Annotated in this window: 19 protein-coding genes; 5 read left to right on the top strand and 14 right to left on the bottom strand. The window is 72.8% G+C overall.

The features are described 5' to 3' along the window. Positions 1-12: 12 nt before the first annotated feature. From O7618_RS26845 to O7618_RS26860, 4 genes are all read right to left on the bottom strand, one after another. Positions 13-732 (bottom strand): CDP-alcohol phosphatidyltransferase family protein, encoded by a 720-nt coding sequence (locus O7618_RS26845; protein ID WP_278108920.1) that lies wholly within the window; start codon positions 730-732, stop codon positions 13-15. After that, the gene (locus O7618_RS26850; protein WP_278108921.1) at positions 707-1,774 is read right to left on the bottom strand and encodes an iron-containing alcohol dehydrogenase family protein; all 1,068 of its coding nucleotides are present in this window, start codon (positions 1,772-1,774) and stop codon (positions 707-709) included. Before O7618_RS26850 ends, O7618_RS26845 begins: the two co-directional genes overlap by 26 nt. Next, positions 1,762-2,493, bottom strand: a complete 732-nt coding sequence (locus tag O7618_RS26855; RefSeq protein ID WP_278108922.1) for a phosphocholine cytidylyltransferase family protein — start codon at positions 2,491-2,493, stop codon at positions 1,762-1,764. The genes O7618_RS26850 and O7618_RS26855 overlap by 13 nt, the downstream gene beginning before the upstream one ends. Positions 2,494-2,578: 85 nt before the next feature. Further along, complete coding sequence (locus O7618_RS26860; RefSeq protein ID WP_278108923.1) at positions 2,579-3,028, bottom strand: NUDIX domain-containing protein; 450 nt, start codon at positions 3,026-3,028, stop codon at positions 2,579-2,581. A gap of 112 nt (positions 3,029-3,140) precedes the next feature. Between O7618_RS26860 and O7618_RS26865 the strand changes: the two genes are divergently transcribed. Continuing rightward, the gene (locus O7618_RS26865) at positions 3,141-3,533 is read left to right on the top strand and encodes a CBS domain-containing protein (protein WP_278108924.1); all 393 of its coding nucleotides are present in this window, start codon (positions 3,141-3,143) and stop codon (positions 3,531-3,533) included. A 70-nt stretch (positions 3,534-3,603) separates the two neighbouring features. Here the strand turns inward: O7618_RS26865 and O7618_RS26870 are convergent, their stop codons facing one another. The 9 genes from O7618_RS26870 to O7618_RS26910 all read right to left on the bottom strand — a co-directional run bounded on the left by O7618_RS26870 (position 3,604) and on the right by O7618_RS26910 (position 17,029). Continuing rightward, positions 3,604-6,690: a malectin domain-containing carbohydrate-binding protein gene (locus tag O7618_RS26870; RefSeq protein ID WP_347405395.1), complete on the bottom strand. Its 3,087-nt coding sequence runs from the start codon at positions 6,688-6,690 to the stop codon at positions 3,604-3,606. A 187-nt stretch (positions 6,691-6,877) separates the two neighbouring features. Then, positions 6,878-7,924: a glycosyl hydrolase gene (locus O7618_RS26875; protein ID WP_278108926.1), complete on the bottom strand. Its 1,047-nt coding sequence runs from the start codon at positions 7,922-7,924 to the stop codon at positions 6,878-6,880. A gap of 145 nt (positions 7,925-8,069) precedes the next feature. Continuing rightward, on the bottom strand, positions 8,070-9,002 hold the full coding sequence (locus O7618_RS26880; protein WP_278108928.1) for a sulfotransferase: 933 nt from the start codon (positions 9,000-9,002) through the stop codon (positions 8,070-8,072). Between the two features lie 28 nt (positions 9,003-9,030). Next, positions 9,031-10,644 carry a polysaccharide biosynthesis C-terminal domain-containing protein gene (locus O7618_RS26885; protein WP_278108929.1) on the bottom strand — a complete coding sequence of 538 codons (1,614 nt, stop codon included), beginning with the start codon at positions 10,642-10,644 and terminating at the stop codon, positions 9,031-9,033. Next, positions 10,611-11,474 (bottom strand): sulfotransferase domain-containing protein, encoded by an 864-nt coding sequence (locus O7618_RS26890; RefSeq protein ID WP_278108930.1) that lies wholly within the window; start codon positions 11,472-11,474, stop codon positions 10,611-10,613. Before O7618_RS26890 ends, O7618_RS26885 begins: the two co-directional genes overlap by 34 nt. Before the next feature lie 17 nt (positions 11,475-11,491). Beyond that, on the bottom strand, positions 11,492-12,697 hold the full coding sequence (locus O7618_RS26895; protein WP_278108931.1) for a hypothetical protein: 1,206 nt from the start codon (positions 12,695-12,697) through the stop codon (positions 11,492-11,494). Beyond that, positions 12,697-14,133, bottom strand: coding sequence for an O-antigen ligase family protein (locus O7618_RS26900; protein ID WP_278108932.1), 1,437 nt, complete (start codon positions 14,131-14,133; stop codon positions 12,697-12,699). The genes O7618_RS26895 and O7618_RS26900 overlap by 1 nt, the downstream gene beginning before the upstream one ends. Positions 14,134-14,183: 50 nt before the next feature. Next, complete coding sequence (locus O7618_RS26905; protein WP_278108933.1) at positions 14,184-15,191, bottom strand: DUF3048 domain-containing protein; 1,008 nt, start codon at positions 15,189-15,191, stop codon at positions 14,184-14,186. After that, positions 15,188-17,029, bottom strand: a complete 1,842-nt coding sequence (locus O7618_RS26910; RefSeq protein WP_278108934.1) for a Wzz/FepE/Etk N-terminal domain-containing protein — start codon at positions 17,027-17,029, stop codon at positions 15,188-15,190. Before O7618_RS26910 ends, O7618_RS26905 begins: the two co-directional genes overlap by 4 nt. 501 nt (positions 17,030-17,530) lie before the next feature. Between O7618_RS26910 and O7618_RS26915 the strand changes: the two genes are divergently transcribed. The 4 genes from O7618_RS26915 to O7618_RS26930 are packed head-to-tail and all read left to right on the top strand — an operon-like array spanning position 17,531 to position 20,491. Continuing rightward, positions 17,531-18,007: a UDP-N-acetylglucosamine--LPS N-acetylglucosamine transferase gene (locus O7618_RS26915; RefSeq protein WP_278108935.1), complete on the top strand. Its 477-nt coding sequence runs from the start codon at positions 17,531-17,533 to the stop codon at positions 18,005-18,007. Continuing rightward, entirely contained in the window at positions 18,007-18,585 is a 579-nt protein-coding gene (locus O7618_RS26920; protein WP_278108936.1) for a glycosyltransferase, read from the top strand. The genes O7618_RS26915 and O7618_RS26920 overlap by 1 nt, the downstream gene beginning before the upstream one ends. Further along, entirely contained in the window at positions 18,582-19,580 is a 999-nt protein-coding gene (locus tag O7618_RS26925; protein ID WP_278108937.1) for a sulfotransferase, read from the top strand. The genes O7618_RS26920 and O7618_RS26925 overlap by 4 nt, the downstream gene beginning before the upstream one ends. Next, positions 19,577-20,491, top strand: coding sequence for a glycosyltransferase family 2 protein (locus O7618_RS26930; protein ID WP_278108938.1), 915 nt, complete (start codon positions 19,577-19,579; stop codon positions 20,489-20,491). The genes O7618_RS26925 and O7618_RS26930 overlap by 4 nt, the downstream gene beginning before the upstream one ends. A 56-nt stretch (positions 20,492-20,547) precedes the next feature. On the opposite strand, the gene O7618_RS26935 is transcribed toward O7618_RS26930, so the two are convergent. Further along, complete coding sequence (locus tag O7618_RS26935; RefSeq protein WP_278108939.1) at positions 20,548-22,098, bottom strand: hypothetical protein; 1,551 nt, start codon at positions 22,096-22,098, stop codon at positions 20,548-20,550. Between the last annotated feature and the right edge of the window lie 71 nt (positions 22,099-22,169).

Consider the following 22,169-nt stretch of genomic DNA (forward strand, 5'->3'; position numbering starts at 1 on the left):
AGAGGCCCCTCCTCAGCGAGCGGCGCGGGCGGAGAAGGCGATGCTGGCGAGCAGGAAGCCGCCGTTCACGACGGTGAACGCCACCATCACCCAGAACGCCAGCGCCGGCGCGAACACCAGCACCAGCCCGGCCACGAAGATCACCGCGCCGTAGTCGCGGACCAGCTTCACCAGGCGTACCGGCAGCGACGTCGAAGTGACCATGCTGGCCGCGTTCGGGCCGGCCTGCATCACCGACGTCACCAGGTTGACCATCCAGGTGCCGGCGAACACCGCCACCAGCCAGACCGGCGTGGCCGGGCGCTGCGCCACCGCCACCGCTCCGATCGCGGTCACCAGCGCGATCTGGGCGGCCACGTCGCAGAGCACGTCGATCCGGGCGCCGGCCGCGCTGCCCTGCCCGGTCACCCGGGCGAGCTGCCCGTCGGCGCAGTCCAACGCGTACGCGATCTGCCAGCCGATCAGCGCGACCAGCCCGACCACCCAGGCCGCGACGGTGCCGGCGGCCACGTCGTCGGCGAGCGCGACCACGGTGATCGAGGCGGCCAGCCCCAGCACCAGGTTGGCCAGGGTCAGCGCGGTCGGGCGCAGCCCCAGCCGCTGGGCGACGAGCGCGAACGCCGCCCCGATCCACTGGCTGATCGACTCGCTGAACAGGCCGCCACCCCGGTTGACCCGGTGGAAGTCGGCGACGGTGGGACGGGGCTCAGCCACTGTGGTCGCGGAGTGCACCGGCGTAGTCTGCCAGCCGCTCCCGGGTCTCGGAAGCGGACATCGCCAGGTGTTCGAGGATGGTGTAGCGGTCCGGCCGGGTGGCCGGCGCGAACTGCACCGCCTCGACGAACCGGTCGTCGGTCAGCCCCACCTCGGCCGGCAGCCGGGGCAGCCCGTGCCGGGCCAGGCAGGCCGACATCTCGACGAACCGGCGCTCGTCGCCGCGCAGGAACGTGCAGAACAACGCGCCCAGCCCGGCCAGCTCGCCGTGCGAGGCGGTGCCGGGGAAGAGCGCGTCGATCGCGTGCATGATCTCGTGGCAGCCACCGCTGCACGGGCGGCTGGTGCCCTCGATGGCCATCGCCAGGCCACTGGAGATCAACGCGTCGGCCAGCACCGTGACGAACGCGTCGTCGGCCATGTCGCCCGGGTGGTTGAGCACCGCCTCGGCGCCCGCCCGCGAAAGCGAGGCGGCCAGCCCGTCGAACGCCTCACCGCGCACCTCGCGGGCCAGCTCCCAGTCGGCCAGCGCGCTGATGTTGCTGACCACGTCACCGAGGCCGGCGCGGTTGTGCCGCTCCGGCCCGGCCTCCACGAAGTCCAGGTCGACGATGACCGCGATCGGGATGTGCACCCCGTAGGAGCCCTTCAGGCCCTCGGTGATCAGGCTGGCCACCGGCGAGGCGATGCCGTCGTTGGCGAGCGCGGTCGCCACCGACACCATCGGCAGGCCGCGCCGGGTCGCCGCGTACTTGGCCACGTCGATCGTCTTGCCGCCGCCGATGCCGACCACCGCGTCGTACGACCGGGCGCGCAGCTTGCCGCCCAGCTCGTCGGCGGCGTCCAGGGTGCCGCCGGAAACCGTGAACACGTCCGCCGACCGCAGCGACGGCCGGAGCAGCTCGGCGATCTTCTCGCCCTGCCCCGGCCCGACCACCACCGCCACGTCGCCGCCGGCCGAGATCCGGCCGTCGGAGAGGATCGACGCCAGGTCCGCCACCGCGCCCCGCCGCACGTCGATGTGCAGCGGAGTGAGGACGCTACGGGCTAGTAGCGGCACGCGATCTCCCGCGCCCGGGCCAGGTCCTCGTGGTTGTCGACCTCGACCCAGGAGACGTCCCCGATCGGCGCCGCCCGCACCTCGCCGCCGCGGTCGGCGAACTCCTGGTAGCCGTCCTCGTAGTAGAGGTTCGGGTCGCGCCGCCAGGTCGCCTCCAGCGCGTCGGCGAGCGCGTCGGCCACCTGCGGCTCGATCAGCGTCGCGCCGATGTACTCGCCGTACGCCTCGCCCGGGTCCATCAGCTTGGTGATCCGGGTGAGCTGGCCGGCGGCGTCGAAGGTGGTCTTCATCTCCTCCTCGGCCAGTGGCTTGAGCGTGTCCACGGCAAGCAGGACGCCCGGCCCGCGCTCGGCCAGCAGCGTCTTCTCCACGCTCACCGGGTGCACGGTGTCGCCGTTGACCAGCAGCACGCCCCGGGAGAAGTGCTCCCGGGCCAGCCAGAGCGAGTAGGCGTTGTTCCACTCCTCGGCCTTGTCGTTGTCGACCAGGGTGATCGTGACGCCGTACTTCTCCGCCAGCTCGATCTGGCGCTGCCGGACCGCGTCGGCCGCGTAGCCGACCACGATCACCACCTCGGTCAGGCCCACCTCGGCGAGGTTGCGCAGCGCGATGTCGAGGATGGTGATCTCCCCGTCGACCGGCACCAGGGCCTTGGGCAGGGTGTCCGTGTGCGGCCGCAGCCGGCGCCCCGCACCCGCGGCGAGCACCATCCCGATCATGCCGACACGCTCCTCTTCTCGACCGATTCCACGAGGCGAGGATATCGTCGGCGACCCGGGAGCCGGGGTTCAGCCCGTGATCGCCCTAGAGCCCGATCGACCGCAGCGCGGCGAAGCCGTCCGTCACGATCTGCCGGATCAGCCCGTCGTTGGCGTCGCGGTGCTCGTCCAGCAGGGCGATGTCCCGCTCGGCCAGCCAGCGGAACTCGGTGTGCTCGGTAGGCTCCAGCCGGGGGCGGCTCAGGTCGCCGTCCACCCGGACCAGGAAGTCGGTCTCGATTCGCGCCAGCCCGTCGTCGCCGGTGTAGCGGTATTCGCCGACCAGGCCGAGCACGTGCGACACGGCCCAACCGGTTTCCTCGGTGACCTCCCGGCGCAGCGCGTCGTCGATCTCCTCACCCGGTTCGAGGTGGCCGCCGGCGATGTCCCAGCAGTTGGGGAAGAGCCGTCGCTCGGCGGAGCGGCGCTGGACGAAGATGCGGCCGTCGTCGTCGACGATCAGCGCGCCGGCACAGCGAAGGGGCTCGGTGGGCATCCTCCGACAGTAGCCATCCGCGCCGCTCGCGGCGATGCCCCTTCTTGTCCGGGTACGCATCGATGGCCCACCATGTCCGTAACCAGTCGCCGTCCCGCAGGAGTGATGTGTGATGCAGGTTCGGGAAGCGATGTCCAGTGAGGTTCTCGTGGTCGGCCCGGAGCACACGCTCCGCCAGGCGGCCCGGATGATGTCGGCCCGCGGTGTCGGGTCGGCGGTCGTGATCGACCCGGACTCCGAGGGGGTCGGGATCATGACCGAACGCGACGTGCTGAAGGCGATCGGCGCCGGGCTCGACCCGGACACCGAACGCACCGGCGCCCACCTGACCTGGGACGTCGTCTACGCCGGCCCGGACTGGACGGTGGAGGAGGCGGCCGCGGCGATGGCCCGGGGCGGGTTCCGCCACCTGGTCGTGCTCGACGGCCAGGAGGTGGCCGGGGTGATCTCGGTACGTGACCTGATGCGGATCTGGGCAGGGGAACACGCCCCGACCCGGGCCTGAGACGGGCGATGGCCCGGCCGGTACCGGCCGGGCCATCGTCGTGCGGTGTGTCTCGGTCGCGCCGCCCCGGTCAGGGGCCGACGAAGACCGCGGTGCCGCGCCAGTCCACGTCGTCGACGCCGGGACCGCTGCGCAGCGTGGCGGAGCCGGTCGGCGCGCCGTTGGACCAGTCCATCGAGGACAGGTTGCCGGTGCTCCGGGAGACGACGTAGAGCTTGTCACCGTCGAGGAGCAGAGCGCCCGCGTCGGCGAAACCGGTGGTGCCGGTGACCGCGGCGCGCTCCGCGCCGACGGTGCCGGTGTCCGGCGCGAACCCACGCCAGAACAGTGCGCTCTGGCCGGCCAGCGTGTAGTAGAGCCGCCCGCTCTTGTAGACCATCGCGGTCACGTTGGGCAGCTCGGCGGAGAAGTTGACGGTCATGCCCGCGTACGTCGAACCGTCCGGCGCGGAGCCGGTGACGACCTTGTCCCACTTCGCGTCGTGGTACGGGTCCACCTTCTTGGCGGTGCCGAAGTCGGCGCCGTCGAACGAGCGCTTGTAGAGGTCGCCGCCGAGGCCGTAGAACAGGTCACCGCCGACCCAGAACGCCCCCTTGACCTGCGACCAGCGGGTGTCGTCCGGGTTCGGCACCGACATCGCGTTGCCGACGTTGGTCGCGCCGTCGTAAGACCGCTTGGTGACGCTGTCGACGGTGGTGGCCGGCGGCACCGGCGGCAGCTTGACGATCTCGACAGCCTGCACCAGCGGGTTCTCCAGGACCCGGCCGAAGTCGACGTCGACGTTGCCGTCGCTGGTCACCGCGAACGCGCGCACGGTGCCCCTGTTGGTGGCGCCGGTCGCGGCGACCGGGTCGAAGTTGCTCAGCTTCTGCACCCCGTCGATGCTGACGTTGAACTTCCGCTTGCCGGCGGTGGCGGTGCCGGCGTACCGGTTGGCCAGGTAGAGCCGCACCTGCACCGGCGTGCCGGCCGGGACCGGGAAGTCCCACTGCATGTCCGGGGCGGGCGACTGGTCCCACCGCTCGCTCCGGAACAGCGTCGCCGGGGTGCCCGCCGGGACGGTGGCGTCGAGCGCCGCCTCCGTCGGATACGTATTGACCGTGCTGCCGGCGTTGTGCAAGGCGCTCGGCGCGGTCGGGGTGTCGGCGGCCCAGGCCGGGCCGCTCGGCGCCGCCACCTCCTCGCCACCGGCGTTGACCCGGTAGAGCACGTCCGACGCGTCCGGCGTCGGCGCGGTCTTGACGATCTCGATGCCCTGGACCAGCGGGTTCTCCAGGACCCGGCCGAAGTCGACGTCGACCACACCGTCGCTGACCACGGAGAAGGACTGCATGGTGCCGCGGTCGGTGCCGCCGGCGGCGACCACCGGGTCGACGTCGTTCATCTTGAGCACGCCGTCGATGCTCACGTCGAGCTTCCGCTTGCCTGCCGCCGCGGTGCCGGCGTACCGGTTGGCCAGGTAGACCCGGACGTTCACCCGGGTGCCGGCCGCAATCGGGATGTCCCACTGCATGTCGGGCGCGGTCGCCTGGTCCCACCGCTCGGTGTTGAAGAGGGTGGCCGGGGTGCTGGTCGGCACGGTGGCGTCGAACGTCGCGTTGGTCGGGTACGACTTCGCGCTGCTGCCGCCATTGTGGTAGGGGCTGGGTGTGGCGTCGGTGTCGGCCGACCAGTCCGGCCCGCCGTCGGTCGCCGGGATGGCCGGACCACCGGCGTTGACCCGGTAGAGCACCTCGGTCTGCGCCGCCCGACCGGCCTGGTAGACGTCGCCGGGCAGGCCCTTGGTGCTGGTCGAGTGCGGCGTGCTGCCCCCGTCCAGCGGGAAGAAGGCGAGCCGCTTCCGCTGGTACTCGAAGTTGCCGATGTATTCCTGGTCGCTGCCCAGCCATAGGCCCTGCGGGGTGACCAGCATCTCGGTGACGCCGTAGCCGCGCGGGTGGCGGCCCGGGTTCCAGGCCAGCGGCAGGCCGCTGAGCGGGTCGAGGGCCGCGATGCTGGCCCGCGGCACCGCGCCCGGGCCGGCCTTGTCCCGCGCCAGCGGGTTGTTGGACCAGCGGAAGTGGCCGCCGACGTAGATGGCCTTCTCGCTGATGCCGACGGAGAGGAAGGTGTCGCCGCCGCTGAAGTTGGTCCAGGTCGGCTTCTGGCCGGCGCCGGTGGCGTCGGTCTCCCAGCGGGCCGCCGAGTCGCACAACGTGCCCGGGTAGGACGCGCCGGTGGTGACCACGACGAAGTACTTGCCGTCGGGGGAGAACTGGGCATCGCGCACCCACGAGTCGAACGCGCTGTACTTGCAGGCGCCGGCGTAGCCGTCGGTGTTCCAGTCGGCGACGGTGGCCGAGTCGGCGCCCAGGTTGATCCGCACGATCTGGTCGTGCACCGCGCCGTCAGCCTTCTTGAAGTTGCCGATGACCACCAGGTGCTTGCCGTCCGGCGAGACGGTGAACTTCTCGACGCCGACGCCGGCCGAGGCGCCGCCGTTGGTCGAGGTCCAGTTGTGGTGCTCGGTGAGCGCCACGGTCAGGTAGTCGTCCACGGCGCCGGTGGTCGGGTTCAGCGAGGCGAGCCCGTTGCGGTCGGTGGTCGCGGTGACCGTGCTGAAGATGCCGCCCACCAGCAGATGGCCGTCGACGAGCACGATGTCGCTGACCGTGCCGTTGAGCGCCGGGCCCTTGAACCCGTCGACCGGGGTGCCGTCGGCGACGTTCAGCAGCGCGAGCTTGCGGACGTTCTTGTCGCCGACCTTGTTGAACGTGCCGGCGACGTAGACCGTGCCCGGCGTCGGGCCGGCGATCACGGCGGTGACGTCACCGTCGAGCACCGGCGCGAACGCGTTGTCGATCTTGCCGGTCGCCTTGTCGAAGGCGAGCAGGCCCCGGCGGTCGACCGGGGTGGGCGATGATCCGCGGTTCTGCGCGTTGGTGAACGAACCGCCGACGATCACCTTGCTGCCGGCGTCGTGGATGGCCACGACGTTGCCGTCGTTGATGTTCGGCGTCTTCGCCGAGGGCACCTCGCCGACCAGCGTGCTGTGGTCGGGCGCGACAGTCGCCGCCGGTGCGGCGAATGCCGGCACCGGGGTGAACAGGGTGGCGATGCCGAGCACGGCGGCGCCGAAGGCGGACACCGAGCGGTGTCTCAGGATCGAGGAAGGCACAGGCTGCTCCGGGGGGAACGTCGGAGGCGCTGCGATCGTGGCCGGTGCCGACGCGAGGTGTGGTGTCGCACGGCCGACCGCAGACGTGAGAGCAATACCTTCTCGCATTTGCCTGCCGCCCGTCCACCCGGGACCGGCCTTTTTGACACAACGAGCGGCCCGAGCCGAACGAAAAGACGAGTGAAGATCACTCAGTGCGTGCGGGAGATGTCGCAGCGGAGGCGCTGAGATCCGGCATCGGCGGATTGAAGTACGGATCGGTGGCCACCTCGCGGAACACCGCCGCGCTCTCCGGATCGCTGCCGAACGTGCTGTCGTACAGCGGCTTCTCGGTCTGCCTGGCCGCGAAATAGATCACGGCCTTGATCTGCGGGTGCTTCTTCAGGTACGGGCCGACCTCACGCATCCACTCGGCCCGCTGGCCCGGCCGGCCGTCCTGGGTCAGCCCGAACTCGCCGATCACCACCGGTCGCGGATGCTTCTTGGCGAACGCCATGAAGTGGTCCATCCGGTTGCTGAAGCTGTTCCACTCCGGGCTCGGATAGACGTCGGTGCAGAGCCAGTCGACCTGGTCGTCACCCGGGTAGTAGTCGGCGGCCCGGCGTTCCGGCTCGGCGAACCCGTCCGCGTGCGGGCACCACGTCCACGCCGCGTTCGTGACGCCGACCTCGGTGAAGATGGCACGCACGTGCTTCCAGGCGGCGACGTAGTCCTCGGGGGAGTGCATGCTGGCGGCCAGGTTCGGCCGGTCCATCTCCCACCGGTAGCGCAGCAGCACCGGCACGCCGAACGCCTTGACGTCCTGCGCCCGCTGCCGGATCAGGTTGTCGTAGACACCGCTGACCGTCGACCGGGTGTCGGTGCCCTGCCAGGAGATCATCTGGAGCTTGCCCTGGGCCTGGAACGCCCGCTCGGTGCCACCCGGGAACGGCTCGTTCCACTCGTGGAACATGTGCGCGATGGCGAGCTGACCGCCCGCCGCCCGGTTGAAGTCGTCCCACGCCGCCGCCCGGCCGGTCGCGTTGTGGAACTGCGGCTTCACCCAGGCGCCCACCCAGGCGCCCTTCTCCGGCAGCTCCGGCCCGCGCCCGGTGGTCTGGACCGCGCCCTTGCGGGGCGTCACCGTGGGCGGCGGCGGCACCGCCGACGCGGTCTCCCCGGCCCGGTCGCCCGACCCGGAGTCGCACGCCGCAACCGCCGGTGCCAGGAGGGCCAACGCGAACACGGCTGCCATCGTCCGTCGTAACCGTCGTACCACCGCAACCTCTCCCCAGGATGGTCGCCGGTCCACTGTCATGTCTGCCGGGCCGGCCCGCGTCCGCGGGCCGGCCCGCCGGGCGGGGCGGGCGACCCCTGGCACTCTACCCGTGCCAGCGTCCTCACGGGTGGTAGCCGAGTTCCGTCAACAGCGGGCCAGCCTGGGCCAGCACATCGGTCAGATCCTCTTCGGTCAGTCGCTTCCGCCAGCGCCCCACCGAGCCGGGCCGGGCCTGCCCGAACCGGGCGTGCAGCGCCTGCCGGCCGGCCGGGTCGCCGACCTCCAGGAAATCGGCGACCACCTCGGCCGCCTCGGCCGGTCGGGTGACCACGTCCTCGTAGCGCAGGTGCCGGACCCGGTCCGTCGGCAGCGCGGCGAGCTGGGCCAACGCGCTGCTGGTAAAGCGCCGCCACATCCAGGCGGACCGGCCCAGGTCGGAGACGCGGGTGAACTCCTCGCGCCGCTCCGGCTCCACCCAGAACCGCGGCGCGGCACCCCACGGCGTACCGCCGCGACCGCTGCGCCCGCTGCCCGTCGAGGCCGCGTTCAGCCAGGGCTGCTCCGCGTGCGACACCGCCACGTCCCGGCCGTCCCGGTGGACGTGCAGGAAGACCGCATCCGGGAAGACCTCGGCCAGGAACGGCACGATGAAGCAGTTCTCCGGGTCCTTCTCGGCGAACCGCAGCCCACCGTGACCGGCGGCGGCGAGCAGCGCCCCGTAGTAGCCGCGGAAGTAACGCGCGGCGCGCTGCCGGGTCCAGCTTCCCTCGTAGACGCACCGGGCGACCGCCTTGGTCAGCCGCGGTTCGTAGTGGTAGGACACGTCCGGCAGCGCACCCACGCAGCTACCCAGGAACGTGGTGCCGGAGCGCGGGGCGCCGAGGATGAAGATCGGTCGCTCCACCTTCAGCGTGAGCTTCCGCTTCCCGGCCTCCACCGGTCGCTCCAGGTCCCGGCGTTCCTTGCGGTCCGCCAGCAGGCCGACCGCGGCGAGCTTCGCGGCCTTCGCCGTGGACAGCCCGGATTGCGGGGCGAAGGGGGAATCGCTGGTCATCGAAGATCCCATCGGTGAGCAGGAACGGTCAGGATCGGGGCGCCGGGTCCGCCCCGGCGCGGTTGCGGCCCCGGCGCAGCGACCGGAGCGCGTCGAGGTGCAGCGTGCGCCGCCACCGCCAGGCCCCCACCAGGTACGCCGCCGTGCCGGCCAGCGCCACCAGCGCGAGCACCGGCAGCGACACGCCGAGCAGGGTGGCCGCCCCGAGCGGCAGGCCCAGCGCGACGACGGCCAGCGCCATCGCGGCCCGGGTGCCGGCGCCGAACGGGTGCAGCCGCATCGACCACCAGAGCTGGGTCAGCGGCACCAGGTTGGTGACCAGGATGGAGAGGGTCCAGGCCAGGGCGGCGCCGAGGATGCCGTAGCGCGGGATGAGCAGCAGGTTGGCGACCACGTTGAGCACCGTGCCGCCCATCGCGTTGTAGAACGTCCACGCGGTGCGACCGGCCATGTTGAGCACCATGTCGACCATGCCGCACCCGGTCGCCACCAACATGGTCAGCGCGAGCAGCACGACCACCCGGCGCCCGTCGCCGTAGCCGGCGCCGAACAGCGACAGCATGGGTGCGGCGAACGCCGCGAAGACCAGGTACGCCGGCCAGGAGAGCAGCACCAGCCAGCCGGTCGCGGCCTGGTAGAGCTGCCGGGCGTCGGCCCGGTCGTCCCGGGCGAAGGCGGCGGCGAGCCGGTGCTGAACCGAGCTGGAGAGCGCGACGCTGGAGAGCTGACCCAGCGCCAGGAACCGGGTCGCCGCCGTGTAGACCGCCGCGTCCGCCGGCCCGCGCAGCGCGCTGAGCAGCACGATGTCCAGTCGCTGCACCACGATCGCGGCCACGCTGCTGACCGCGCGGGGGCCGGTGAACCGCCAGAATGGCCCGACCATCTCGCCGGCCGGGACCGGCCGGGCCACCTGTCGGCCGGTCCGGCCGACCAACCGGCCCAGCCAGATCAGCGCGACCACGGCGGCGAGCAGGTAGGGCACCACCCAGGCCAGCGGCAGCGCGACGGTGGCGGAGAGCCCGAGCCAGGCGGCCACCGCCACGGCCAGGAACTGCACCAGGGTGCGGCCGATCCGCTCCACGGTCAGCAGCGGGCGCATCTGACCGAAGCCGCGGCAGGCGGCCAGCGCGTAGTCGTTCAGCGCGGCCAGCGGCACGAAGGTCAGCAGGATGCGCAGCGCGGTCACCGCGCCCGGCCCGGCCTCCGGCATGGTCGCCCGGGCCAGCGCCGGGGCGGCCAGCCAGCCGGCCGCGCCCAGCAGCGCGCCGACCGCCAGGACCGGCAGCAGACCGGCCAGGATCGTGCCGCGGATCTGGTCCCGCCGGTCCAGCGTGCGCTGGCGACTGACGAAGTAGACGGTGCCCACGTCGGTACCGAGCCGGGCCGCCGACGCGGCGATCATGAAGGCGCTGGTGGCGGCGAAGAACATGCCTGCCTCGCGGACCGACCAGCCGCGGGCGATCACGATGTTGAGGCCGAAGCCGGCCACCGCGGCCAGACCCACCCCCAGCAGGTTGGCGAAGCCCTGCCGGGCCGCGCCGCCCAGGCCCGCGCCCGCGCCCGGACCGACCGCCGGCAGGACGACAGTGGCGTCGGCGTCCTGCCGGGTCACCGCCGCCACGACGGCACGCGTCCCCACCACGAGGCCAGCCGCTCGTCGTACGGGGCGAAGTGGTCCTCCAGCCGGGCCCGCAGCTCGGTCGACATCGGCGAGCGGGACCGCGAGTTGTGCTTGCCGAAGGAGATGTCGGCCCAGCGGGGCAGCTCCAGGAAGTCGCAGACCGCGTCGAAGGACGGCCTCGGGTCGGCGAAGAAGTCGTCGCTGTCGATGACGTGCAGCCGGTCCCGACCGACCAGCGCCTCCAGCCGCTCCACCTGCTCGATGTAGCGACCCCGAGCCAGGTAGGAGTTGTGCTGGAGGTGCTCGCTGGCGTACGACGGGTCGGCGGTCATCCGCTCGCGCTCGCCGGCGGTCCGCTGCTCCTCCAGCGCCAGCGCCCGCTCGAAGTCCGCCTCGGTCTCGTAGCCGCGGGCCAGCTCGTGCGAGTGCGCCGAGTAGGCCCGTTCCACCGGGTCACGCAGCAGCACCAGCAGCTTCACCGAGGGCAGGTCCTTGGCGATCCGCTGCCCGGCCAGCGGGTGGAACATGTAGTAGGGGCTCGACTCGCCGGTGATCCCGCGTACGCCGACCTGCTCCCGCACCGCCTCGGCCTTGCCGGTGGTGGGGAAGTGCCCGAGGTACCAGCTCATTCCCCGGCGGTAGTCCATGTCGAAGTAGTGCACGCCCTTGTGGTAGGCGGGCGGCAGCACGCCGGGGTGCTGCGCGAGCGTCTTGAACAGCGAGGTGGTGCCGCAGCGTTGCGCCCCCACGATCAGGAATCCCGGCACCATCCGTGAGCCCGCGGTCAACCGACCGACCGTCCGGCTCACCGACTTCACCGCGCGGAGCGCCTGCTCCCTGGCCACCGTCACGTCCCCACTCCTCACTCTCACCGGGCCCGACGGGCCAGGTGCTCCTCGACGGCAGGCAGCAGCCAGGTGTCGACGTGCCCCAGTCGCGCACCCGCCTCGGCCTGCCGGTCCCGCAGATAACGCGCCGCCAGCTCCACCAGGTAGAGCACGGCGACCAGGTCGGCGCCCCCGCCGGCCTGGTCGAACGGCGCGAGCGTCCGGTCCGCGCCGGCGATCAGCGCCCGGGCGGCCGCGACCGGTTCCACCCCGTCGTGGCTCATCGCGCCCTGCACCGCGAGGTGCAGCGCGTCGTAGCCGGCCGGCACGTCGCCGGCGAACCGCTCCCAGTCCCAGACCAGCACCCGACCGTCGGCCAGCACCGCGCTGTTGCCGCCGTTCCAGTCTCCGTGCCAGGCGCCGAAGGCCACCACCGGGTCGGCGTCCGCGACCGACTTGAGCGCCGCGCGCAGCCGCCCGGCCTCCGGCCGGTCACCGAGCGCGTCCACCGCGTCGGCGAGCCGGGCCGCGTGCGTGCTGCCCGCCCACGACCCCCGGTGTACGCCGAGACAGCCGGCGACCGCCACCATGGCGGCCCGCTCGGCCTCCACCGCGACGGCCGGGGTGGCCCGGGGCAGCCGCACCGGCAGGGCCTCCTGCACCAGCAGCGCGTGCCCGTGCCAGTCACTGTGGTGCCGGACCCCGGCCAGGACGACCGGGCCGAGCGGCACCCCGGCGAGGCGGCGCAGCGCGGCGGCCTCCGCATCGACCAAGGCCCGGGTCAGCGGGTCGACGCCGAGTTTGGCGTAGCCGAGGGGCCGGCCGTCCGGGGCGAGCAGTTGCAGCACCGGTTTGCGGTTGGCCCGCGCCGGACCGATGTGCAGGCTGACCAACGCCGGCTCGCCCAGCACCTCGGTCAGGTAGGCGTTCAGCCCGCCACCGGCGACCACCAGCCGGTCGCGGAACACCACCGGCCCCAGCCCGAGCCGGAACGCGGTGGCCAGCCCCCGCCGGACCAGCTTGGCCTTGCGGCCGACCGCCTCGGTGGAGTGCCGGACGGCGGCGGCGGCGGCTCGGCCCGAGCCGGTGGGCACCAGCAGCCGGGGGCGGGCGGCCGAGGGCACCACCACCCAGCCGGCGCCGCCCCGGCGCAGCGCGGGTTCGGCAGGTGCGGGCCAGATCAGGCCGGCCAGCTCACCGAGGTAGGCGGAGCGGCCGTCGCCGTCCGGGGGTACGCGGAGCACCATCAACGTTCACCGGCTGCTTCCAGTCGGGCCCGTAGCCCGGCGATCGTGCCTTTGGGTGGCACCGGCGCGAGCGCGCGGCGGAGCTGGTCGTTGCGGGCCAGCAGGGCGACCGAGATCAGGGCGTAGGCGAGGGTGGCTTCCAGTGCGCCGTAGGTGAACTGGAAGAAGAGCATCAGAATGATCACGAGCGTGCCGGCGATCCCGATCGCGCTGTGGTCGCGCCGGTAGCGCCAGAGGGAGTAGAGGAAGAAGCCGTTGTAGGCCAGCGCGCCGACCCAGCCCTGGCCGACGAGCAGCGCCCAGAGCTGGCCGTTGCTGCCCAACTCCCGGTTGCCGCACTGCTTACAGTCGTCGGACTTGCCGATGGCGATGGACCGGTTGCTGCCGATCAGTGCCCGGTTGCCGCCGTAGCCGAGGATCGGCGAGTGGTTGGCCGCGGTGACCGCGCCCGCGGACAGCGTGGTGCGGATGTCGTCGCTGTGCCCGTTCTGCAACCGTTCGTCGAACGTCCGGCCGAGCGGGGTGGCGACGATCAGTACGCCGATCAGCCCGACCGCCAGCGCGAGCCCGCCGAGCACCACCATCCGGCCGCGCAGCGCGAGCCGGAGCGCCACATAGGCCGCGGCGATGCCGAGACCGATCCAGAGCCCGCGGTTGAGCGAGTAGATGATCGGGAAGATCGCGGCCAGCGCGATCGCCACCCCGGCGGTACGACGCAACGGCCTGCCGCCCAGCACCACCCAGCCGACGATCAGCCAGACCAGCAGGATCGCGGTGTTCTCACCCCACGAGTTCGTGTACGTGAACGGCGCGGACGGTCGCGGTGAGCTGGCCTCCCCCTCGATCACCTGCTGCACCTGGGCGAACTTCACGTCCATCAGCGAGGCGACGAAGGGGTGGGTGGCGATCGAGTGCGGCAGGACGAAGCGCAGCGGCGCGACGAAGCCCAACGTCGGGAACAGCGCGCCGATCCAGCCGCCGATGACCACCACCACGCCCATGAACCCGAAGAGCCGGATCATCCGGCGGCGGGACAGCTCCCGCTCGCCGAGGTTGTAGACGTAGAGCATGGCCACGGTCATCGCGACGAAGTTGGCCAGCCGGATGCCCCAGCCGAGGTAGCGGCCGCCACCACCGCCGGGCGGCAACGTGTTCGGGGTGGTCAGCCCGAGCATCGAGACGGACAGGAGCAGCCAGAGCAGCAGGATCAGCCAGATGCCGAAGCCGGGCGGCACCCGGACCGGACCGCGCCGGGCCATCTGCACCACCATCGGCACCGCGAAGATGATGAAGACGAAGCTGGACACCCCGAGCGCCCACCACACCGGCCAGAGCAGGAAGAGTGAGATCAGCGGCCACGCGGTCGGCAGCCGCCAGGACCAGCCCCTCGGCCGCACCGCCACCGGCCGAAAGCGCTTTCCCTCGGGCGGTGACACCGCGTCGAGGGGAACCGACCCACGCGCCGAGCGGGGCGGGGTGACAAGGCTCATTTCACGGTGACCTTGGCGGTGGTCGGCACGTAGATCACCCACGCGTTGCCGGGCGCCGGTTGCAGCAGGTCACCGCCGAGGTCGGCGATGGTGCAGACCATGCCCAGGCCAAGCTTGCGCCATCGACCCTTCGCGCTGGTCGGGCCGGACACCGCTAGCACCGCGCCCTCGCCGAAGACGTTGGCCGACGGCAGCGAGCGGTAGGACGGCTTCCGGACCTCCAGCGTGCGGTATTCCATGGTCAGCACGATCACCGAGGCCGCGGTCACCGTCGCGGTGCCGACCTTGCCCGCCCAGTGCGCCTTCTGCTTGTCGTACCGCCAGACCATCGGTGGCCCGCCGGAGACCGCGATCGACAGCTCGGCGGCCGGGATCAGGTCACGGGCGACCAGCGCGTCGCCGTCGGTGGCGTGGTCCAGCGCCGGGGTGGGCGGCTGACCGCCCTTCGGCGCGGCCTTGAACAGCGCGGCCGTGGAGGTGTAGCCACTGCTGAAGACCTTGCCCCCGTCGTCCGGGGTGACGCCGCCGAGCTTGGAGTTCTCGAACTGGCTGAGGAAGCCGGTCGGGCCGCCGTTGTAGCCGACGAACGGCTTCAGCACCGCGACCGAGCGGATGTCGACCGGCCGGATCTCGGCGACCGGGCCGATCTTGGCGGCGTCCCGGGAGTGGAACACCGCGGTCAGGTGCAGCGTGTCCGACTCGGCGAACTCGGCGTAGACCAGGTCGGCGGCGTCGAGGCCAGCCGGGGTGGTGGCGGGGCTCACCCGCATCGGCACCGCGACCGCCTGGCGGGTCGCGGCTGCCGGGGTGCCGACCGGCCCTCCGGTCAGCGGGGCCGTCGGCAGGGTCGAGGTCGGGCTGGGCGAGGCCGACGTCGGGGTGACGTCTCCCGGGTCCACCACGTCGGCGCTGCCCGGCTTGGGCTGCGGCTCGCTGCACCCCGTGCCGACGCCGAGGACGACGGCTGGAGCGAGGGCGGCGCGGAGCATCTGCCGGCGGTTCACCCCAGGTCCTCGCCCGAGTCGATGGCGTAGCTGCGGCCCTCGCCGCCGTCACCTCGGGACCGGTAGGTGCCACCGGTGCCGTTGACCGGGAGCGGCTTGCCCGGGGCCGCGCCCTCGCCGGGGACCGCGCCCTTGCCCGGCACCGCGCCCTTGACGGGGGGCGGCGGCTGCTTCGCCGGGCCGGAACGGGACGACTGCATGCGCGGCAGCACCATGGTGGACTCGGCGGACGGGCCGGGGCTGGGTCGGGGCTTGGGCCGGTTGGCCTGGCCGGCCGGCGTCGTCGAGCCGGTCGGTGCGGCCGGGCCGACCGGGCGGGTGGCGGCTCCGGTCGGTGCGGGCAGGCGCGGGGCCAGCACGGCACCGAGCACCGGCGCGTTGACCTGCTCGAACTGTTGGAGAGCGGCGGTGATCTCACCGCTGCGGGTCTTGCCGGCCTCGGCCACCACGATCACCGCGTCGACGTACCGGCCCAGCGCCTGGGCCTCCACGGCGTGGGTCGGCTGGCCGGTCTCGATCAGCACGTGGTCGAAGCGCGCGGTCAGCTCCTGCAGGATCTCCAGCAGGCCGGCGACCGGCAGCTCCACCTCCGCGTCCAGCTCGCCGGGGACGAGCACCCGGAGCTGGCCGAGGCCGGGCACCGGGGCCAGCGCCTTGAGCGCCGGCACGTCGCGACGGAGCACCGAGGCGAGGCTGTGCCGACCCTCGGTGACGCCGGTGATGCTGCTCAGCGTCGAGTCCGGCTTGGTGGTGATCAGCGCGACCTGTGCGCCGGTGCGGGCGTACGCGGCGGCCAGGTTGGCGGCGACGAACCCGGCGGCGGTGCCCGCCGAGCCGTCGCAGAGCAGGAGTTGCCGGCCGCGGCCGGCCTGGTTCGACTCGGGGACGGCGGAGAGCAAGACGTTGCGCAGCCGGCCCAGCTCGCGGGAGATGCGGTGGGTGGCGGGCAGGACGGAGAGCGACGGCGGGCGGGTCGCCAGCTCCAGCAGCAACGGCAGGCCGACCCGGTCGGAGATGTCGCGGCCGCGCCGGATCCGCGTGTCGAGCCGGTCCAGCACCAGCGCCAGCACGATGCCGAGCAGCAGACCCGCGCCCATGCCGCTGGCCAGGTTGAGCGTGCGGTTCGGTGAGCTGGGCCGCTCGGGCAGCCGGGCATCGGAGATGATCTCACCGGGATCGGAGTCGGCCGAGACCAGCGGGCTGAGCCGGTTGTTCAACCCGTTGAGCTGGTTGGTCAGCACGTTGCGGTCGGCCTCGGCGCGCTCCCGCTCGGGGGAGTTGGCCGGGGCCGCCGCGATCCGCCCGGCCACGGAGCTGAGCTGCTTGTTCAGGTCGGCGATCTGCTGCTTGAGCGCGGTGGTCTCGTTCTCCAGCGCCTTCTGCGCGGTGGCCTTGCGCAGGTCGAGGTAGGCCTGCGCGAAGGCGTGCGAACCCGCCTGCGCCTGGGCCGGGCTGGTCGCCTCATAGGCGACCTGGAGGATCTGGCTGTTCGGCGGGACGTTGACGGCCACGGACTTGACCAGCTCGTCGCCGCCGGTGGTGACCTTCATCAGGCCCTTGGCCCGCTCCGCCACCACGAGTGACCGGACCACCTGCGCCTCGGTGTCGAGGTTGACCTTGGCGTTCGGGTTGTTCTCCGGGCCGGAGCCGAGCGGGCGCACCAGCAGTGAGGTGGTCGAGGTGTAGCGCGCCTCCTGGAGCTGGCTCACCGCCAGGCCGCCGGCCAAACCGAGGACCGCGGCGAGCAGCAGGATCCACCAGCGGCGGCGCAACCAGCCCAGATAGGCCATCAGGGCAAGACCGTCGGCGTCGTTCTCGGCCAAATGGGGTGAGGGCATCAGAGTCTGTCGCTCCCTTTCGACCGAGCCGGGCAGTCCCACGGCACAGCTGGAACTGACCGTGACTTCGAGTGTCCCCGATCCGAACGTTGAGGGAAAGTCTGCTCACGTTCCGGTAAGCCTGCCCAGGTGTGGGCAGCCCGCGTAGAGATGGCCGATCGGTGCTGGCCATTCGGCGGGGTTCCCGGCAGCGGGCCCGACCTGCCCCCGGGGAGCCGACGTCGTCGCCGGTTCTCGTGCGGAGCGGTGACGGCATCCTGACACATCCCGTCGCGCAATGGTGGGCCCGCCCACCATCCCGGTGCCATCGCGCCTGACCTGCCGGCTCGCATCGTCCGCCGGATCCCGGCGGCGGGATTCCCGAGGTGACCCGACCGGCGGCCCGGGATCCGTCCAACGGCCCCTTCAGTTGTCCAGGGGCGCGCCAGTAGGTTGTCAGGGCGCGTCCGAGGGTCTTTCACGTAAACCGGACGCGGTCCGACGCGTACGGGAGGAAACGTTGTGGTGAGCGGGTCAACCGACGGCGCGGGACAGGTCCTGCTGGTCGGCTCCAGCGGCGGCCATCTGGCCCAACTGCTGGCGCTGGAACCCTGGTACCGGGATCGGCGCCGGGCCTGGGTCACCTTCGACACACCAGATGCCCGCTCGTTGCTCGACGGGGAGGACGTGGTCTGGGCCCACCACCCCACCACCCGCAACGTCAAGAACCTGGTCCGCAACGCGTTCCTCGCGCTGACGGTGATCCGCCGGCGCCGGGTGGACGCGGTGGTCACCACCGGCGCCGGGGTCGCCCTGCCGTTCGTGGTGGCGGCCCGGCTGCGTCGGATCCCGACGGTCTACATCGAGGTGTACGACCGGATCGACAGCGCGACGCTGACCGCCCGGCTCTGCCGGCCCTTCCTCTCCGCGATGCTCGTGCAGTGGGAGGAGCAGCGCCGGATGTACCCGGAGGCGACCGTCGTGGGAAACCTCCTCTGATGGCGCACATCCCCCAGCAGCGAGACCGGCGGTCGGCGCCGTTCGTGCTGGTCGTGGTCGGCACCGACGTGCACCGCTTCGACCGCCTGGTCGGCTGGCTGGAGCGCTGGCACGCCGCCCGGCCCGAGGTGCGACTCGTCCTCCAGTACGGCCACAGCCGCCCACCGGCGCTGCCCGACGCCACCCCGTTCCTCGGCCACGAGGAGCTGCAACGCGCGATGGCCGAGGCCACGCTCGTGGTCAGCCACGGCGGCCCGGCCACCATCACCGAGGCCCGACGCACCGGCCACCTGCCGATCGTGGTGCCCCGCGACCCGGCCCACGACGAGCACGTCGACAACCACCAGCAGCTGTTCTCCCGGCGACTGGGTGCGGCCGGCATGGTGCGGCTCTGCGAGTCCGAGGCCGAGTTGCTCGCCACGCTCGACGAAGGGTTGGCCGAGCCGGGCCGCTTCGTCCTGACCGTCGACCCCGGGCGGCCGGATCCGCGCGCCGAGGCGGTCGCGCGGGTCGGCGCGGTGATCGACGACCTGGTGGCCCGGCGGGTCGGCCAGCGGGCCGGCGGGCGGTGCGGATGAGCGCGCCGGAGTCGTCCCAGCCCCGGATCCTGTTCGTCGGCGGCCTCGGCCGCAGCGGCTCCACGCTGCTGGAACTGCTGCTGGCGCAGAGCCGGGACGTGTGCGCGGTCGGTGAGGTGGTGCACCTCTGGGAACGGGCGCTGGGCGCCGACGAGCGGTGCGGCTGCGGCGAGCGGTTCACCGCCTGCCCGTTCTGGCGGCAGGTCGGCGACCGGGCCTTCGGCGGCTGGTCCGCGGTCGACCGGGACGACGTCCTGGCGCTCAAGGACCGGGTCGACCGGACCCGGCACATCCCCCGGCTGGCGAAGAACTCGCTCCCCCCGGAGCAACTCGCCGACGTGCGCCGCTACGCCGACCTCTACACCCGGATCTATCGCGCCGCACTCGCGGTGAGCGGCGCGCGGGTGGTGGTCGACTCCAGCAAGCACGCCTCCCTCGCCTTCGCGCTGAGCTGGGCCGACGACCTCGACCTGCGGGTGCTGCACCTGGTCCGGGACAGCCGGGCGGTGGCCTACTCCTGGGGCAAGCAGGTGCGCCGGCCCGAGGTGGTGGACGGCGAGGACTTCATGCCGACGTTCTCGCCGTTCGAGGTGAGCAAGCTGTGGACCGCGCAGAACGCCGCGTTCCACCTGCTCGCCGCGCGGGCGAAGGTGCTCCGGTTGCGCTACGAGGACTTCACCGCCGACCCGGCCGGCACCGTACGTCGACTCCGGGAGTTCAGCGGCCTGCCGGACGATCCGGCGGCGCTGCGCATCCTGGCCGGCGGCGAGTCCGACACCTCGGCCGAGCCGGCCGCGCCGTCCCGCGCGCACAGCGTCGCGGGCAACCCGCTGCGGTTCAGCGGCGGCCCGCTGACGATCCGACGGGACGAGGCGTGGCGGGACCGCCTGCCGCGCCGCAGCCGGGCCGTGGTCGGCCTGGCCACGCTGCCGCTCCGAGTCCGCTACGGCTACCTGGGCCAGCGGGCATCCGACGAGTCCGTGGAGAGAGCATGAGTGGGCCGAGCATCTCGGTCGTCGTACCGACGCGGGACCGACCGGAGCTGCTGCGCGCGGCGCTCGACGCGATCCTCAGCCAGGCGCATCCCGGGCTAATCGAGGCGATCGTGGTCTACGACCAGTCCGAGCCGGACCGGTCGCTGGAGGCGGATCGGGGCGACCGGCGGGTCCGGGTCATCGCGAACACCCGCACCGCCGGGCTGGCCGGCGCCCGCAACACCGGCATCGAGGCGGCCACCGGCGACTGGGTGGCGTTCTGCGACGACGACGACGAGTGGCTGCCCGGCAAGCTGGCCGCCCAGTTCGGCGCGCTCGACGCGCACCCGGACGGCGCGTTGGTGAGCTGCGGCATCCGGGTCAGCTACGACGACCGCACGGTGGACCGTTCGCTGGACCGGGCCCGGATCTCGCTGGAGGCGCTGCTCCGCGACCGGCTCACCGAGCTGCACCCGTCCACGTTCCTGATCCGGCGGGCCGCGCTGCTCGACGCGATCGGCCTGGTCGACGAGCAGATCCCGGGCAGCTACGCGGAGGACTACGAGTTCCTGCTCCGGGCCGCCCGGTACGCCCCGCTGGTCAACGTGGAGAGCCCGTACGTGCTGGTCCGCTGGCACAAGCGGTCCTACTTCGCGCAGCGCTGGGAGACCATCTCGACCGCGTTGCAGTGGCTGCTGCGCCGCTATCCCGAGTTCGCCACCGTGCCGCACGGCGAGGCGCGGGTGGCCGGTCAGATCGCCTTCGCGCAGGCGGCGATGGGTAACCGGCGGGACGCGGTCCGCTGGGCCCGGCGCACGCTGGCCCGCAACCCGAAGGAGCCGCGCGCCTATCTGGCGCTGGCCGTGGCGAGCCGGGCGGTGCAGGCCGACCGGGTGCTGCGCACGCTGCACAAGCGCGGCCGGGGCATCTGAGACGGCGGCGGGCGGGCGACCTGGGGCCGCCCGCCCGCCGCTTCACTCTCGTCAGGTCAGGCCACGCAGAACGACTTCCAGGCCTGGATGCTCGGTCGGTCGAGCAGCCGGAAGTCGCCCTGGCTGACCGTCTGGTTGTAGTAGGCCACGAACTCCGGCCGCTGACCGTTCAGATAGCTGGTCATGGCGCGGATCCAGGTGGCCCGGCCGGCGCCGGAGTCCCCGGGCACCAGGTCACTGCCGGTCTCGGCGACGCCCCACGGCTTGCCCAGCGCCTTCGACTTGTTGATAATCGGGCCGTAGATCTCCTGGGGCGACGCGTACCGCTTCCATTTCTTGCCCCAGTTGTAGCAGTCCCAGCCGAGCGCCTCGATCACGTCGCCGCCGGGGTAGAACGCGTCGAAGCTGCGCCCGGACTTCGAGTCCAACGTCCAGCACATTAGTATCAGCGTGTTGATCAGCTTGGCGTTGTCGGCCCGGGCCGCCAGGCCGGCGACCCGCTTCCACGCCGCCCGGTACGCGTCCGTGGTGAACGCGCCGCGCTCGACGTCGTCCTCCGGCTCGTGGAAATAGGACCAGTAGACGTTGTGGTCGCGCGGGATCGAGGCGAACCAGGAAGCCAGGCGGGCGTCGTGCCGGCCGGAGTTGATCTCCTGGGGTGAGGCCTTGAAGGACACCACCACGGTGCGGTCCACCACGTCGGCGCGGCTGCCCTTCCAGGCCGGCGGCATGCCCGGGAAGAAGATCCGGGCCATCTGCAGCTTGCCGAACGTCTGGTCGGAACGGGTCAGCGCCTGGCCGAAGGTCTCCCCGCTCTGCACCCCGATCGACGCGCCGGGGAGCGTCAGGCGGGTGCCGGCGAAGCCCTTGGCGTTCGCGCCGGCGGACGCCGACGGCTTCGCGGCGGGCTTGCCGCCGACGCCCTGGGCGACCTTCGGGGATGCGGCACCGGGACCGGCCGGGACGCCGAGGCCGGCCGACGGCTTCGGCCCGACGGTGGTCGGCACCTCGCCCGCCTGCGGGTTGGTGGCGTCGGGCCGGAGCGCGGCCACCGCGACCCCGCCGCCGGCCACGGCCAGCACCACGGCCGCCGCGGTCATCATGCGCCAGCGTCGACGGGCCCGGCCGGGCGGCGGGGCGGGGGAGCCGGGCGGTGGCGGCGGCTGCCCCGGGCCACCGACGGCCGGCCGGGCGTGCGGCCCGACCGGGGCGTCCGGGTGCGGCGGCCCGGTCAGCGTGGCGGTCGCCGCCACGTGGCCCCAACCGGCGGTCGCCCGGTCGGCGCCGACCGGCGAGGTCGCGTCGGGTCCGGACCAGGACTGGTCGTGTCCCCACCCGGGCTGGTCGCGCCCGGATGCGGACCGGTCGTGCCCGGACCAGGACTGGTCGTGCGTCGGCCAGCTCTGGTCGGGGTGCTCGTGACCGGCCACCCCGCGTTCGGGCCAGGGCAGGTCGCCGTGGGCGTCGAGCCGGGCCGGTGGCGCGAGCGCGGCCCGGGCATCGGGCCACGGCAGCGCGACCCTGTCCGACTGGTGCGAAATGTCCTGCCCCGGCCACAGGCCGGGCGGCTGCCCGTAGGCGGCGTGCGGGTCTCGGTCGGCCGGCATGGCCCTCCCTGGCTGTCGGCGGCCCGTGTCGTGGGTTCAGGTCGGACGCGCATTCCCGCCCGACAATATCC

Source organism: Micromonospora sp. WMMD980 (genome assembly GCF_029626035.1).
Lineage (GTDB): Bacteria > Actinomycetota > Actinomycetes > Mycobacteriales > Micromonosporaceae > Micromonospora.